This is a genomic window from Baekduia sp. Peel2402 (assembly GCF_052567285.1).
Window position 1 is genome coordinate 4,543,051 of sequence record NZ_CP199582.1, and the last position, 15,188, is coordinate 4,558,238.

Annotated in this window: 14 protein-coding genes and 1 pseudogene; 11 read left to right on the forward strand and 4 right to left on the reverse strand. The window is 72.9% G+C overall.

Annotated elements, in window-relative coordinates; all coding sequences use genetic code 11:
* The first annotated feature begins 107 nt into the window (after positions 1-107).
* Both ACT01A_RS22240 and ACT01A_RS22245 read left to right on the forward strand, forming a co-directional pair.
* Entirely contained in the window at positions 108-3,020 is a 2,913-nt protein-coding gene (locus ACT01A_RS22240) for a PD-(D/E)XK nuclease family protein (protein WP_445149294.1), read from the forward strand.
* A complete protein-coding gene (locus tag ACT01A_RS22245) occupies positions 3,017-6,742 on the forward strand; it encodes a UvrD-helicase domain-containing protein (protein ID WP_445149295.1) in 3,726 nt (1,241 codons plus the stop codon). The genes ACT01A_RS22240 and ACT01A_RS22245 overlap by 4 nt, the downstream gene beginning before the upstream one ends.
* Before the next feature lie 78 nt (positions 6,743-6,820).
* On the opposite strand, the gene ACT01A_RS22250 is transcribed toward ACT01A_RS22245, so the two are convergent.
* Genes ACT01A_RS22250 through ACT01A_RS22260 form a run of 3 tightly spaced genes read right to left on the reverse strand, consistent with a single transcriptional unit; the run spans position 6,821 to position 8,539 of the window.
* Positions 6,821-7,720, reverse strand: coding sequence for a YihY/virulence factor BrkB family protein (locus ACT01A_RS22250; protein ID WP_445149296.1), 900 nt, complete (start codon positions 7,718-7,720; stop codon positions 6,821-6,823).
* Positions 7,721-7,736: 16 nt separating this feature from the next.
* Positions 7,737-7,910: a hypothetical protein gene (locus ACT01A_RS22255; RefSeq protein WP_445149297.1), complete on the reverse strand. Its 174-nt coding sequence runs from the start codon at positions 7,908-7,910 to the stop codon at positions 7,737-7,739.
* A 44-nt stretch (positions 7,911-7,954) separates the two neighbouring features.
* Positions 7,955-8,539, reverse strand: coding sequence for an ANTAR domain-containing response regulator (locus tag ACT01A_RS22260; protein WP_445149298.1), 585 nt, complete (start codon positions 8,537-8,539; stop codon positions 7,955-7,957).
* A gap of 124 nt (positions 8,540-8,663) precedes the next feature.
* Here ACT01A_RS22260 and ACT01A_RS22265 point away from each other — a divergent pair, with 124 nt between their 5' ends.
* The gene (locus tag ACT01A_RS22265) at positions 8,664-9,443 is read left to right on the forward strand and encodes a SigB/SigF/SigG family RNA polymerase sigma factor (RefSeq protein WP_445149299.1); all 780 of its coding nucleotides are present in this window, start codon (positions 8,664-8,666) and stop codon (positions 9,441-9,443) included.
* On the opposite strand, the gene ACT01A_RS22270 is transcribed toward ACT01A_RS22265, so the two are convergent.
* The gene (locus ACT01A_RS22270; protein ID WP_445149300.1) at positions 9,373-10,593 is read right to left on the reverse strand and encodes a MerR family transcriptional regulator; all 1,221 of its coding nucleotides are present in this window, start codon (positions 10,591-10,593) and stop codon (positions 9,373-9,375) included. The two genes, ACT01A_RS22265 and ACT01A_RS22270, sit on opposite strands and share 71 nt — an antisense overlap.
* A gap of 129 nt (positions 10,594-10,722) precedes the next feature.
* Here ACT01A_RS22270 and ACT01A_RS22275 point away from each other — a divergent pair, with 129 nt between their 5' ends.
* From ACT01A_RS22275 to ACT01A_RS22310, 8 genes and pseudogenes are all read left to right on the forward strand, one after another.
* Positions 10,723-11,484 carry a SigB/SigF/SigG family RNA polymerase sigma factor gene (locus tag ACT01A_RS22275; RefSeq protein ID WP_445149301.1) on the forward strand — a complete coding sequence of 254 codons (762 nt, stop codon included), beginning with the start codon at positions 10,723-10,725 and terminating at the stop codon, positions 11,482-11,484.
* A gap of 11 nt (positions 11,485-11,495) precedes the next feature.
* Positions 11,496-11,990 carry a DUF6328 family protein gene (locus tag ACT01A_RS22280; protein WP_445149302.1) on the forward strand — a complete coding sequence of 165 codons (495 nt, stop codon included), beginning with the start codon at positions 11,496-11,498 and terminating at the stop codon, positions 11,988-11,990.
* Positions 11,987-12,634 carry an HAD family hydrolase gene (locus ACT01A_RS22285; RefSeq protein WP_445149303.1) on the forward strand — a complete coding sequence of 216 codons (648 nt, stop codon included), beginning with the start codon at positions 11,987-11,989 and terminating at the stop codon, positions 12,632-12,634. The genes ACT01A_RS22280 and ACT01A_RS22285 overlap by 4 nt, the downstream gene beginning before the upstream one ends.
* A 9-nt stretch (positions 12,635-12,643) precedes the next feature.
* Positions 12,644-12,829 carry a hypothetical protein gene (locus tag ACT01A_RS22290; RefSeq protein WP_445149304.1) on the forward strand — a complete coding sequence of 62 codons (186 nt, stop codon included), beginning with the start codon at positions 12,644-12,646 and terminating at the stop codon, positions 12,827-12,829.
* 10 nt (positions 12,830-12,839) lie between these two features.
* A pseudogene (locus tag ACT01A_RS22295) lies at positions 12,840-13,139 on the forward strand (ferritin family protein); the annotation flags it as partial.
* Between the two features lie 92 nt (positions 13,140-13,231).
* Positions 13,232-14,041 carry a family 1 encapsulin nanocompartment shell protein gene (locus ACT01A_RS22300; protein WP_445149305.1) on the forward strand — a complete coding sequence of 270 codons (810 nt, stop codon included), beginning with the start codon at positions 13,232-13,234 and terminating at the stop codon, positions 14,039-14,041.
* Between the two features lie 12 nt (positions 14,042-14,053).
* Positions 14,054-14,548 (forward strand): SRPBCC family protein, encoded by a 495-nt coding sequence (locus tag ACT01A_RS22305; protein ID WP_445149306.1) that lies wholly within the window; start codon positions 14,054-14,056, stop codon positions 14,546-14,548.
* Positions 14,536-15,102 (forward strand): dihydrofolate reductase family protein, encoded by a 567-nt coding sequence (locus ACT01A_RS22310; RefSeq protein ID WP_445149307.1) that lies wholly within the window; start codon positions 14,536-14,538, stop codon positions 15,100-15,102. Before ACT01A_RS22305 ends, ACT01A_RS22310 begins: the two co-directional genes overlap by 13 nt.
* The last annotated feature ends 86 nt before the right edge of the window (positions 15,103-15,188 follow it).

Genomic DNA, 15,188 nt, shown 5'->3' on the forward strand with positions numbered 1-15,188 from the left:
ACCCACCGAATACCGCGCAGGTCCGCGCGTCAAACTGAGACGGGGAGCGGCAGCGCGCCGCACTTTCGCAACACCGTCGGGCGCCGCTGCCACCCTGTCGGACCCGCATGCCCCTCCACCTCGTCACCGGACCCGCCAACGCCGCCAAAGCGCGCGTCGTGCTCGAGCGCGCGCGGGCGCGGGCGGCGCAGTCGCCGCTGCTGGTCGTCCCGACCGTCGCCGACGTCGAGATCTACCGGCGCGAGCTAGCTGGCGGTGGGACCGTCCTGGGCGTGCGGGTTGAGCGGTTCGCCGGCCTGGAGCGCGAGCTGGCCTATCGCGCGGGCGTTCCGGGCCGGACACTGACGGCACTTCAGGCTGAGCGCGTCGCGGCCGCCGCGATCGCCGCCACGTCCCTGGAGCGCTTGCAGGCGGCCGCCACCACGCCCGGCTTCCCGGCGGCGCTCGTCGCATTCGCCGGCGAGCTGGGGGAGGCCCGCATCGAGCCGCCCCGGTTCGTCGCCGCGCTGCGCGCCTGGGCCGCGCAGGACCCTGGCCGCGCCGCCTTCGCCGAGGAGCTCGGGGCACTCGTCCTCGCCTATCGCCGCGCGGCTGAGAAGACCGGCCGCCGCGATCGCCCTCAGCACGTCACCGCTGTGCTCGACGCCCTGCGCAACGAACCGACGCGCTGGGCCGGCACGCCGGTCTTCCTGTATGGGTTCGACGATCTCACGCCGCTGCAGCGCGACGTGATCGACACGCTCGCCAACGCGGTCGGCGCCGAGGTCGTCCTCTCGCTTACCTTCGAGCCCGGCCGCGCCGCCTTCGCCGCGCGCGCGACGCTCCACCAGGAGCTGCTCGCGCTCGGTGCCACCGAGGACGTGCAGCCCGCCGTCCCCGACTACTACGACGCGCCCGTCCTGCACCACGTCGAGCGCCACCTGTACGAGCCCGAGATCGCCGACCGCGCTGAGCCGCAAGACGCCGTCCTCGCGCTCGAAGGCGGCGGCGAGCGGGCTGAGGTCGAGCTGGTTGCCGCCGAGGTCTCGCGGCTCATCCGCGAGGACGGCGTCCCGCCCGATGAGATCGCGATCGTCCACCGCGGGCTCGACACCACCGCGCCGCTGATCGACCTCGTCCTGCGCGCCTACGACGTCCCAGCTGCGGTCCGGCGGACGATCCGCGTCGGCCACACCGCGCTCGGGCGCGGGCTCGTCGCGATGGTCCGCTGCGCGCTGCTGGACGCGTCGGCCGACGAGCTGCTCGCGTGGCTGCGCACGCCGGGCCTGCTGAAGACGCCGGCCTTCGCCGACCGCCTCGAAGCACGGGCACGGCGCGACGGCGCGCGCACGGCCAAGCAGGCGCGCGCGCTGTGGGAGCAGGAGCGCTGGTCGCTCGAGGCCCTCGACCACATGGCACAGGCCTACGAGCGCGGCGGCGTCAAGGCGCTGGCCGAGCGCGTCGACGCTGAGGCCGCCACGCTGCTCGCCGCGCCCTATCGCCGTTCCGCGCCGGTCTTCGACGCCGAAGGCGAGCTGGACGCGCGCGTCGCCGCGCAGGTCCGCCGCGCGCTGCGCGAGCTGGGCCAGTTGCCGCCCGAGTTGCAGCCGGGCCCGGCCGAGCTGGCCGCGACGCTCGACGGCCTGGAGGTCTACGTCGGCTCCCAATCTGGAGCCGGGCGCGTCACGGTCACCAAGCCCCAATCGCTGCGCGCGCGCCGCGTACGCGCGCTGTTCTGCCTCGGCCTTCAGGAAGGCGTGTTCCCGGCGCCGGCCAAGCCCGAGCCGTTCCTGGGCGACGACGAGCGTCGCGCGATCAACGCCGCCTCCGGGCTGCGCCTGCGCCTGCACGAGGACGCGCTGAACGTCGAGCGCCTGTTCTTCTACGCGGCGGTCTCGCGGCCGACGGCGCTCCTCGGGCTCTCGTGGCACGCGGCGACCGACGATGGCGCGCCGACGGTCCGATCGCTCCTGGTCGACGACGTCGCCGACCTCCTCGTGCCCGGCTGGGCCGAGAAGCCGCGGCGACGCGAGCTGGGCGCTGCCGGCTGGCCGGGCGACATGGCGCCGACCGAGCGCGAGGCAGCGCGCTTCGCCGCCGCGTCCGCGCCATCCGCCACGCCGCCGGTCATCGGGCATCTCACGGCGCCCGCCGCGCTCGGGCCCTTGCGCGAGCGCCACACGTGGTCGGCGTCCCAGCTCGAGGTTTGGGCGTCCTGCCCGGTCAAGTGGTTCGTCGAGCGCCACCTGCGGCCCGAGGCGCTCGTGCCCGACCCCGAGCCGCTGATCCGCGGCGAGCTGGCGCACCGCGTCCTCGAGATCGCGCTGTCGACGCTCGCGGCTGAGGGCGGCCTGTCGCCGGAGCGCCTGCCCGAGGCGCGCGCGCTCGTCCGCGCCGCGATGGACGAGCACGCCGAGGACTACCGGATCTCCCCGAACCCGGAGCGCCTGCGCAGCGCGCTGCGGCGCCTGGAGGTCGACCTCGTCCGCTACCTGGAGTTCGCCGCCCACGCGGGCAGCGCGCTGGCGCCGACGCGCTTTGAGGTGAAGTTCGGGATGGCCGAGGACCCGTACCCGGCGCTGGACCTGGACGACGACGGCGGGCTGCGGCTGGCGGGGCGGATCGACCGCATCGACACGGACGCTTCCGGCCGCGAGGCCATCATCTACGACTACAAGGGCAAGACCGCGACCGAGCAGGCCAAGTGGCTGGAGAAGGGCAAGCTCCAGATCGCGTTGTACATGTTGGCCGTGCGGTCGGTGCTGGGGCTGGAGCCGGTCGGTGGGCTTTACCAGCCGCTGGGCGGGACCGAGGCGCGCCCGCGCGGCGCCGTGCTGCGCGACGCCGACCCGGGCCTGTCGGCGTTCGCCACCGACCGCCTCGATCCCGAGGAGCTGGAGACGCTGCTGGCCGCCTGCGCCGACGCCGCGCGCACGGCGGTGGGGGAGATCCGGGCCGGGGCGCTGGAGCCGTCGCCGGACTCGTGTGCCTACGTCGGCGGCTGCGCGTTCCCCACCATCTGCCGGTGCGTGAGCGCATGAGCGACGTGTCGTTGTTGTACGCCTCGGACGGCTCGATGGTGGGCCGTGGCGGCATGCCGTTCACGTCCGAGCAGGCCGACGCGATCGCGCGGCGCGACGGCTCGCTGTTGTTGTCCGCCAACGCGGGGTCGGGCAAGACCTCCGTGTTGAGCGAGCGCTTCGTGCGCTCTGTGCTGGAGGACGGCGTGGAGCCGGCCCGGATGCTGGCGATCACGTTCACCGACAAGGCGGCGGGGGAGCTCCGCACGCGCGTGCGGGCGCGGTTCGTGGAGCTGGGGCGCCGCGACCGCGCGCGCGACCTCGACGCCGCCTGGATCTCCACCTTCCACGGGCTCTGCGCGCGGATCCTGCGGGCGCACGCGGTGCGGGCCGGGCTCGACCCGGCGTTCACGGTGCTGGAAGAGGCCGAGGCCCGGGACGTGCGCGGGACGGCGTTCGAGCGCGCGCTGGCCGCCTTCCTCAAGGCAGATCGCCCCGACGCGCTCGACGTGGTCGCGGCCTACGGCGTCGACGCGCTCCAGCCGATCATCACCCGTGCGCACGACCAGCTGCGCAGCGGCGGCATGACACGACCGTCGCTGCCCGCGGTATCGGCCGCGCCTCCGTCCGCTGACGCGCTCGTCGCCGCGCTGGCCCGCGCGGAGACCGAGCTCGATCCCGGCGACGCGCGCAAGTCCGTCATCTCCGCTCGCGCGGCGCTGGAGCGCTGCCGCCGGCTGCTCGCCGATCCCGTTCCGTCGCTCGCCGACCTCGGCGCCGCCGCCTTCAAGCCGGGCAACACGAAGGCCTTGCAGGGCGACGGGTGCGCGGCGTACTTGGAGGCCTTGGACGCGTTCGCGACCGCGTGGCGCGACACGCTCGCGGCGAAGACCATCATCTTGCTCGACGAGCTGCTCGGGCGCTACGCCGACGCCTACGCGGCGGCCAAGCGTGCGCGGGCAGCGCTGGACTTCGACGACCTCGAGCTGCTCACGCGCGACCTGCTGCGCGACGCGCCCGCGATCCGCGCCGGCTACGCCGAGCGCTTCCAGCGCGTGATGGTCGATGAGTTCCAGGACACCAACGCGACGCAGTTGATGTTGTTGGAGCTGTTAGGCGAGGAGCGCTTCGCGGTCGGCGACGAGCTGCAGTCGATCTACGGGTTCCGGCACGCGGACGTGCGGATCTTCCGCACGCAGCGCGCGGCGCTGGCGGAGCGGGGCGCAGCGGCCGAGTTGGCCATGAACTTCCGCAGCCGGCCGGACATCCTGAACGTGCTGGATGAGGCGTTCGGCGCGCTGCACGGCGCGGCGCACGTCCCGTTCATCGCCGGACGGGAGGGAGCCGGCGACGGTGCGGCGCCTGCGGTCGAGCTGCTGCTCACCGACGCTGAGGCGGTCGAGGCGTGGCCGCCCGAGATCCTCGCCTCGCTGCCGCAGGCGACCGCCAAGCGTCGCGCTGAAGCCCGCGTCGTCGCGGCGCGGATCGCGTCGCTGGTCCGCGACGAGGGCATCACGCCGAGCGACATCGTGGTGTTGCTGCGCGCGGCGACCGACATGGCGGTCTTCGAGCGCGCGCTGGAAGAGCAGGGGCTGTCGACGCTCGCCGCGGGCGGTGGCGGCTACTGGGGCCGGCAGCAGGTGCTTGACCTGTGCGCCTACCTCGGCGCGCTCGCCAACCCGCGCGACGAGCTCGCCCTCCTCGGCCTGCTCGCCTCGCCGCTCGTCGGCCTCAGCGCCGACGGCCTCGCGATCCTCGCCCGGACCGCCAAGCCCGGCGTGCGCTGGGACGCCCTTGAGGCCGCCTTCCCGTCGCGCGCCGCCGCGGCCGCCGCCGCGCTCCCCGACGATGACCACGACGGTGCCCTTTCCTCGCCCCTCACCGACCTGCTCCCCGACGCCGACCGCATCGCGCTGGCGAACTTCTGCCCGTGGTTTGCGCAAGAGCGCCGGCACGCGCCGCGCCGCGGTCTCGACGAGCTGCTCGAACGGGTCGTGGACCGCACCGGCTACGACCTCCACGTGCTGGGCCTGCCCGGCGGCCGTCGCCGCTGGGCCAACGTGTTGAAGCTCCAGCGCCTCGCCGCAGGCTTCGAGTCCCGTCGCGGCCGCGACGTCCGCGGCCTGATCGACCTCGCGACCGCCGAGCTGGAGGCCGAGGCCCGCGAGACCGACGCGCCCGTCGAGCTCGGCGACGCCACCGCCATCCGGCTGATGACGATGCATGCCGCCAAAGGCCTGGAGTTCCCGATCGTCGTCGTCGCCGACCTCGGTCGCGCCGGCCAGAACCAGACCGATGACCTGCTCGTCGCCGGCGACCGCATCGGACTGCGGCTGCGCACGGTCGACGGCGGCTCCGCTCCCACCCTCGATTGGGAAGCGCTGCGCGACGAGCGCCGCCTCGCCGACTCCGAGGAGGAACGCCGGATCCTTCACGTCGCGATGACCCGTGCCGAGGAGCGCCTCATCCTCTCGGGCACCTTCGACCCGGACAAGTGGCTGGCCTCGCCGCAGCCCGCGGTTGCGCCCCTGCGCTGGATGGCGCCCCTCCTCACCACCGACCTCACCGGCCTCCTCGCCGCCGCGGACTCGCCGCTCCTCACCGACCCCGATCCGCTCGCCACCCACCCGCGCCTCTCGCTCGAGGTCCACCGCGAGCCGCCACCGCACCCGACCACCTCGCCTTCACCCATCGCCGCCGAGGCCTCCGGCCCCGGCCACGTGACCCCGATCGCCGAAGACCCCGCCGGCCAGCTCGCCTTCGACCTCTTCGCCCCACCGCCCGAGCCACCCCGCGCCGTCTTCGCCGAGCCGCCCGCCGCCGAACTGCCTCTGCCCGCCGAGTCGCCCGGCGCCGCGCCGCCCGCCGTCCCCGCGCCCCGCGCCCCGCGCGCCGACCCGCCGCGGCCGCTGCCCGCGACGTTGTCCTACAGCTCGCTCGCGGCCTACGACCGCTGCGCATATCGCTGGTACCTCGAACGGATCCTCCGCCTCCCGCGCGACGACTCCGGCGGTCGGGTGACGGCGCGCGCGGAGCGGCCGCCGGGACCGGTCGAGGGCGGGCTGGATGCGCTCACGCGCGGGTCGCTCGCGCACGCGCTGCTGGAGGACCTCGACTTCGCCAATCCCGTCGCGCCCGCCGAGGAGGCCGTGCGCCGGCTCGCCGAGCTGCACGAGGCGGAGCTGACCGACGGCGACGTCGTCGACCTCCAGCAGCTCGTCGCCGCCTTCGCCGACAGCAGCCTCGCCCAGCGGTTGGCGGACGCCACCGACGTGCGCCGCGAGCACGGCTTCGTCGTCGGGCTCGGCGACGACCAGGCGCCGTTGCTGAACGGCATCGTCGACGTGCTCGCCTTCGAGCCCGGCGACGGCGCGCTGGTCGTCGACTACAAGTCCGACGTCGTCTCGCCTGAGACCGACCTGGAGGCCTACGTCGAGGCCGACTACGGCGCCCAGCGTCGCATCTACGCGCTCGCCGCGCTCGGCGCCGGGGCGCCCGACGTCGAGGTCGCCCACCTCTTCCTCCATCGGCCCGCCGAGCCCGCCGTCGCGATCTACGACCGCTCGCACATCCCGCAGCTGCGCGCCGAACTGGACGAGCGCATCGCCGGCATCGCCGCCGGCCGCTTCGTCCCGACCGACCGCCCGCACCGTTCGCTCTGCCTCACCTGCCCCGGCCGCCGCGCGCTCTGCCTGCACCCGGAGGAGCTCACGCTGCGCGAGGACCCGGCCCCCGTCGCCTGAGCTGTCGCCCGCGCCTGTCGCCCCGCGCGAGGCGCCGCGGGCGTTCGCGCTGCCCGCGCCCGAGGCACCGCGCGCCGCTCAGCTCGGCGCCGGCGACATCGCCGGCGGCGCGCCCGCGCCCGCGCGCTCGACGCGCTCCAGCTCGGCGTTCAGCTCGCCGCCGAACAAGAACGCGCACGACGACAGCCACAGCCACAGCAACAACACGATGACCGCGCCCGCCGCTCCGTAGGCTGCGCCATAAGACGAGAAGTTCTTGATGTAGATGCCGAAGCCGATCGAGGCGACGATCCAGATCAGCACGCCCGCGATCGCACCCGGGGTGATCCATCGCAGCTTGCGGTTCTCGACGTCAGGTGCGTAGGTGTAGATCAACGCATAGACCATCAACATGCCGCCCAGCGCAATCGGCCAGCGGACGAGCGACCAGACCAGCGACGCGGTGGAGCCCAGGCCGATCGAGCCGAGCAGGTCCTCCGCGAACCCACCGCCCAGGAACAGGGCAGCGACCACGACCAACAGCACGACCACGATCGCGAGCGTCGTGCCGAGGTCGGTCAGCTTGCGGCCGACGAAGCCGCGGTCCTCCTCCACCCGATACACACGGTTCAGGGCACGGCCCGAGGCTCCGAACGCGCCCGAGGCGCCGTTCAAGGCAATCGCAACCGAGATCACCAACGCGACCGACACGGCACCGCCCGAGGCGCTGACGATCTTCTCCATCACCGCGCCGATGGCGTCCTGGGTCTCCTGGTCGGCGCCCTGGCGCGCGAGGTAGTCCACCGCCTTGGTCACGGTCGACTCATCGCCGATCAACGAGAACAGCGATGTCGCCAGGACGATCGCCGGGAAGAGCGACATCATGGCGTAGTAGGTGAGCGCCGCCGCCACGTCGGTCATCTCGTGGCGGCGGAACTCGCTGAAGGCGCGCTTGGCTGCGCCGAGGTACGCCGATGCGCCCCCGCGGCTCAAGCTCACGCTTGGAGGTGCGGCGCTAGACGCGATTGCGGCCACCGAGCCGCACGCCATATCCGCCGGTGCCGACGCCGCCGATCAGCACCAGGATCGCCGCCACGATGCCGACGATGGCCGGCAAACCGAGCGCAAGGCAAAGCCAGTACACAAGCGCGGCGACAAGGACTGCAATGAGAACACCAATCATGGTCATTGTGTTCCCAGTGCAAGGCCGGAGCATGCAGCGCATCGCGCAGACTATGCGTCCGACTCGTCCCCGTCGGTCGTCAGCAGCGCGTGCCCGTCGGTCACCGCCGCTGCGACGTCCACAACGGTCCGGTTGTTGGAGCGAGCATGCGCGCGCAGCCGATCGAACGCGGCACGGTCGCTGATCCCGTGACGCTCCATCAGGATGCCCTTCGCCCGCTCGATCACCGCGCGGCGCTCCAGCGCGCCTTCCAGCCGGTCGACCTGCTCGACCAGCCGTTCGGTCTCCGCGTGGCGTCGCAAAGCGATTTCGATCGCGCTCTGGATCGCGTCCGGATGGCCGTCGCGCACCGCGGCGTATATCCCGCGCTCGGCGGCCCGGCGCACGAAGTCCGCGTCCTCCTCCGACAGCAAGGCGATCACCGGGCCGGTCGCGAACGCGCTGATCTCCTCGATCAGGTCCAGCGCGTGCTCGTCGTCCTGGTGCACCACCACGACCGAGAGCTGCGGTTCCTCGCGCGCGATCGCCTCGGTGACCTGGGCGAGATCCACCGCCGTCGCCGTGACGTCGTGGCCGAGCGTCCCCAGCAGCGCCGAGGTCCGCTCGAGCGCCTTCTGGTCCTCATCAGCGGCCAAGATCCTCAGGCTGTCCGTTGCCTTACTCACGTCGCATATAATGTCTCACGCTCGCCCGGCCCAAACCCCGCCGTGCGTCCAACCCCCGCGCCCCAGCCCCTGGCGCCGTGCCACGCCTCACCCAGTGCAGCACGACGTCGACCGAGCCCGGGAGGAACGCCTCCTCTTCACCCGCCTGGCCCAGAGCCCGGGTGACCCGACCCTGCGCGCGGCGCTGGTCGATCGCTACCTGCCGCTCGCCCGCCAGCTCGCCCGTCGCTACCAACGGCCCGAAGAGCCGATGGACGATCTCATCCAGGTCGCCAGCCTCGGCCTCGTCAAGGCGATCGACCGCTTCGACGCCACCCGCGACGTCGCGTTCTCCTCTTACGCGGTGCCCACGATCCTCGGCGAGATCAAACGCCACTTCCGCGACCGCACGTGGTCGGTCCGCGTTCCGCGCGACCTGCAGGAGTCGGCGCTGAAGGCCGAGCGCGCCGTCGGCGAGCTCATCAAGACCCTGCACCGCCAGCCGACGATCCCCGAGCTCGCGACGCATCTCGGCTGCTCGGAGGAGCAGGCGCTCGAGGCGCTCCAGGCCGCTGGCGCCTACCACGCGACCTCGCTCGACACGCCCCGCGGCACCGAGGCCGAGCCGGGCGACACGCTCGCCGACACCATCGGCGACGATGACGACAACTACGCCCGCGCCGAAGAGCGCGCGACGATCGACCGCCTGATGCGCTCGATCACGCCCCGCGAGCGCGAGGTCCTCCGACTGCGCTTCGAGCAGGACCTCACCCAGGCCGAGATCGGCGAGATCATCGGCGTGTCGCAGATGCAGGTCTCGCGGGTCATCCGCCAGGCGGTGACGCGGCTGCGAACCGCCGCGGCGCACGAGCCGTCGGATCCGTCGTCGGCGTAGACGCCGCCAGCTCGCTCACCAAGCGATCGCGCAGCAGCGCGAAGCCGAGCGCCGCGCTGATCGCGGCCAGCAGCCGTCGGTTGTCGTCGTCCAACGGCTCGACCTCGTCGAAGACCATCACCAACAGCCCCAGGACCTCGCCCGCGACCGCGATCGGCACGCCAACCGCGTGCAGCCCCTCGGGCACGCCCAGCGATCGCGCGGTCGGCTCGTCCAGCCACGCGCCGTCCACGTCGCGCAACGCGCGGCCGACCTGCGGGTGCGCCGCCACCGTCAGCGCGGTCGCGCCTAAGGCACCTCGTCGCGTCCCGTGCAGCGCCAACCGCCCGCTGACGTAGGACGCCAGCCCGACATCGACCGCCTGCGTCTGGCGGATCAAGACGTCCAGCCCCGAGGCGATCACGTCTGGTCCCGGCTCGTGCTGGAACTCCGCGGCCAAGGCGCCGAGCGCGTCCAGCCAGCGCTCGTGGCGCTCGGCGCGGTGCTCCAACGCCGCCAGCCGCAGCTCGGCGCGCGCCAGCGCCGCCCGTGCCTCGTGCTCCCCGCGCGTCTCGATCCCGACGATCGCCAGCAGCGGCTGGTCGCCCGGCGCCACCGGCAGCCGGTAGACGACCGACCGCGCGCTCACCGCCGCGCTCCCCGGCGCCGTCACGCTGCCGCCCCACGGCGGGTGCTCGACCTCCGCGGCGCCCAGGTCGCGCGTGAAGTGCTCGCGCAGCAGCGCGCCCGTCCGCGACCCGCTGATCGCGACCAGCGCCTCGCCCGGCGCCGGCGCGCCCTCGATCCGCCGCAGCGCGCTGTTGGCCCACGCCATCACCAGCGGCTCCGGCCCGCTCACCAGCGCGACCGGGACCGGCGCGTGCTCCACCGTCGCGCGGAACGACAGGTCGGCCGGCGCCTCTGACGGCTCGGTCGCGCGCGCCGCCGCGATCGCGACGTCCAGCGGCGTCCCGGCCTGCGCTGCGAAGCGCACCGCCACGACCCGCGCCGCGTCGGCGACCGCATATCGCCGTGGGCCGGACCCGACGCGCACCGGCTCCGGGAAGCCGTAGCGGCGCTCCCAGGTGCGCAGACGCTCGCGGGAGACGCCGGTCATCTCCGCAAAGCGCGTCGCCGGAACGGTCTGCCCACCCTTGTCCACCCCCATCATGGGGCTAGTTGTCGCCGAAACGACGCCTGACCATGCATGTCCACCTTGCGGCCGCATCCCCAAAAGTGAGGATACGGCCATCCCCAGTTCTGGGGATGGCAGGCAGGGACAATTGGGAGGAAGACCACGATGAACCCGACGACGGCTTCGACGGCGGGCAGCGATGACGTGCGCGCGCTCCTGCACCGTTGGCACGACCACGGCGACCGCGATGCCCGCGACGAGGTAGCCGCGCGGATGCTCCCCTTGGCCCGCAGCCTCGCGCGCCGCTACGCCAACAAAGGCGAGCCGCTGGACGATCTCGAGCAGGTCGCCTGCGTCGGCCTCATCAAGGCGATCGACCGCTTCGACCTCAGCCGCGAGGTCCGCTTCGCCACCTACGCGGTCCCGACGATCGCCGGCGAGCTCAAGCGCCACTTCCGCGATCGCGGCTGGATGATGCGCGTTCCGCGCGAGGTCCAGGAGCTGAGCGGCAAGATCGGCGTCGCCCGCGAGCGCCTCGTCCACGACCTCAGCCGCAGCCCCACGGTCGCCGAGCTGGCGCGCGCCACCGGCGCCGACGAGGACCGCGTGATGGAGGCGCTGGCCGCCGCCGAGGCCTACAGGACGCTCTCCCTCGACCAGCCTTTCCAGGACGGCACCGGCCCGCTGGAGGCGATCGGCGACGACGACCACGGATTCGAGCGCGCCGAGGCCCGCGCGATGCTCGCCGATGGCCTGCACGAGCTGCCGCCGCGCGAGCGCGAGATCGTCCGCCTGCGCTACTACGAGGGCCTGACCCAGCGTGAGATCGCCGAGCACATCGGGATCTCGCAGATGCACGTCTCGCGGCTGATCCGCCGCACGGTCCAGCAATTGCGCGACCGCATCACGGTGCCGGCCGCGGCGTAGGATCGGGCGCGATGGCGCCCGAGGACTCCAAGCACGAGGCACGCGCAGACGAGGACGACGCGGAGCGGCTGGATCGCGAGCTGATCGAGCTGCTCAACGAGCTGCGCGTCGTCATGCCCGGCGTGCAGGTCCTGTTCGGCTTCCTGCTGACCGTGCCGTTCCAGCAGCGCTTTGCCGACACCGACGACTTCCAGCGCACGGTCTACTTCATCACCTTGCTGCTGACCGCCGCCAGCGCCGCGTTCCTGATGGGGCCGTCGGCGTTTCACCGGCTGACGTTCCGCCACCACCAGAAGCCTTACCTCGTGCGGCTCGCGTCGCGCCAGACGATCGCCGGGATGGTCCTGCTGGCGTTCGCCATGAACGGCGTCCTGCTGCTGCTCACCGACGTGCTCTACGGCTCACGCACCGTGGCGATCACGATCGCCTGCACCGCCTCGCTCTTCGCCTGGCTCTGGTTCGGCCTCGCATTCCGGCGCCGCGTAGCGGGCAAGAAGGAGTGGTGACCGCCGCCATCCTGGACATCGACGGGACGCTCGTCGACACCAACTACCACCACGCCATCGCGTGGTTCCGCGCGTTTCGCCAACACGGGCACGTCGTCCCGCTGTGGCGGATCCACCGCCACATCGGCATGGGCGGCGACAAGCTCATCGCCGCGCTGCTCTCCGACGAGGTCGAGGAGCGCGACGGGGACGACATCCGCGCGGCCGAGAAGGCCTTGTACCTGACGTTCATCGAGGAGGTCGAGCCGCTGCGCGGCGCTCGCGCGCTGATGGAGGACCTGCGCGACCGCGGCTCGCAGATCGTGCTTGCGTCGTCGGCCAAGGAGGACGAGGTCGACCACTACCTCGACCTGCTCGACGCGCGCTCGCTGGCCGACGGCTGGACGACGTCGGCTGACGTCGAGGCGACCAAGCCGTCGCCCGACCTCGTGCTGGCGGCGATCGAGAAGATCGGCTCCAAGGACGCGATCATGATCGGCGACTCGACCTGGGACTGCCACGCCGCCAAGGCCGCCGGGATCACGTCGATCGCCGTGCTGACCGGCGGGTTCTCCTCGGAGGAGCTGCGCGAGGCGGGTGCGTCGGACGTGTTCGAGTCGATCGAGGAGCTGCGCCAGAAGTTGGACGACACGCCGCTCGGGTAGGCCTCAGGCATGACCATCGTGTTGGAAGTCCCGCAGCCGGTCGAGCCGGCCACGCCGATCGTCCCCGAGCCGTCTCCCGTGCCCGCCGACCCGACGCCCGCGCCGGAGCCGATCGACCCGGTCGGGCCCGACGTCGAGCCCCAGCCCGACGCCCCGCGCGAAGATCCGATCGAACCGCCCGCGCCCGCGGAGTAGATTCGAGGGCATGGGCTTTGACCAGTACCACGAGCCTCCGGAGGAGCTGCCGGAGGAGACACGGACCTTCGCGCGGCTCTGCGCGTCGCTGACCGAGGAGGCCGAGGCGATCGGCTGGTACGAGCAGCGGCTGGCGCTGGAGCGCGACCCGGAGGCGCACGCGATCATGAGCGATGCGGTCGGCGAGGAGTACAAGCACTTCTCGATGGACCTAGAGTTCCTGCTGCGGCGCAAGCCGAAGTGGCGCGAGATCGCGGCGGGCGTGCTGTTCAAGGAGGGTGACGTGGTCGAGCACGGCGAGGCGGCCGAGGCCGCGGCGGGCGACGACGATGGGGATGCGGACGGCGGGGCGAGCGGTCTCGACGGCTCGCTCGGCATCGGCTCGCTGCGGGGGGTGGCGTGATGGCCAACGGGCATCTGCTGCGCTCGCACGCGCCGATCAGCGAGGCCGGCTGGGCGCTCATCGACGAGGAGGCCAAGGCGCGCCTGACGCCGGGCCTCGCGGCGCGGCGGCTGGTCGACTTCGCCGGCCCGAAGGGCTGGGACCACAGCGCGGTCAACCTCGGGCGCGTGGCCGACGGCGAGATCTCGCCGCTGGAGCACGTCGAGGGCCGCGTGCGTCGCGTGCAGCCGCTGGTCGAGGTCCGGGCGCGCTTTGAGGTCTCGCGCGCCGAGCTGGCCGCGGGCGACCGCGGGGCCGAAGACGTCGACCTCGGCGCGCTGGACGACGCCGCCCAGCGCATGGTCGTCAGCGAGAACACCGCGGTCTTCCACGGCTGGAGCGAGGCCGGGATCGACGGCATCGCGCGCGTCTCGCCGCACGAGTCGATCCCGTGCGGCGACGAGGTCGAGCGCTACCCGTCGTTCGTGGCGCGCGCGGTCGAGACGCTGCTGCGCCATGGGGTCGGCGGGCCGTACGGCCTCGCTTTGGGCCGCGAGGAGTACACGCGGGTGATCGAGGTCGCCGAACGCGGCGGCGTGCTGCTGTTCGACCACCTGCGCAAAATCCTCGGTGGGCCGATCGTATGGGCGCCCGGCGTCGACGGCGGCGTGGTCGTCTCCCAGCGCGGCGGCGACTTCCTGTATGAGTCGGGCCAGGACATCGCGGTCGGCTACGAGAGCCACGACAGCGAGAGCGTGACCCTCTACCTGGAGGAGTCCTTCGCGTTCCGCGTCGTGTCGCCTGAAGCGGCGGTGGCGATCGTCCGGTAGAAAGGTCGCTCTATGAAGCGACCTTGGTTCGACACGCGCCCGGTGGACGAGCGCTTCCTGGAGGAGGCGCCCGTCCGCCTCGTCGCGGCGTTTGCGATCTCCCGCCCGGCCGCGTCGGTCTGGGCCGACCTGACCGGCGACAACCCGCTGTCGTGGTGCCGGATCCTCGACCGGGTCACGTGGACGTCGGAGCGGCCGTTCGGCGTCGGGACCACGCGCGAGGTCGTGGCGCTGAAGGGGCTGAACGTCTTCCACGAGCGGTTCTTCCGCTGGGAAGAAGGGCGGCGCAAGTCGTTCACGGTCCAGAAGGCGAGCGCGCCGCTGGCCAAGGCGTTCGCGGAGGACTACCTCGTGGAGCCGAGCGGCGACGCCTCATGCACCTTCACCTGGACGGTGGCCTACGAACCCTCGACGGTCGGCAAGCCGGGCGACGCCATCAACAAGCGCTTGTTGTCGTCGTTGTTCAAGGACACCCAGAAGTTCTACGGGGCAACGTGGCTGCGCTGATCTACTCGGCGATCGCGTCGCTGGACGGCTACGTCGCCGACGTCGCCGGCAAGTTCGACTGGTCGGTGCCCGACGAGGAGGTCCACGCGTTCGTCAACGACCAGGAGCGCCCGATCGGGACCTACGTCTACGGGCGCAAGATGTACGAGGTGATGCGCGCCTGGCAGGACGACGCGCTGCTGGGCGACAGGCCCAACGCGACGCTGAAGGACTACGCCTCGATCTGGCGCGCGGCCGACAAGGTGGTGGTTTCGACGACGCTCACGGCGCCGACCACGCCGCGCACGCGCATCGCCACGTCCTTCGACCCGGAAGCCGTGCGCGCGCTGGTCTCCCGCGCCGACGCCGACGTCTCGATCGGCGGCCCGACCATCGCGGCCGCCGCGCTGCGCGCCGGCCTCGTCTCCGAGATCCGCCTCTTCCTCTCACCGGCCGTCGTCGGCGGCGGCCTGCGCGCGCTGCCGGACGACCTCCGCCTCGACCTCGAGCTGCTCGACACGCGGCGCTTCGCCAACGGCGTGGTCTTCACGCGCCACGCGGTCCGCGCGCCCTAGCCCGCGCTGCGCCGGAGGCGCGGTGGTCGCCGCCGCCGTTCCGGCGGCGACCATGGCGACGGCGGCGGCCAGGAGGACACACAACG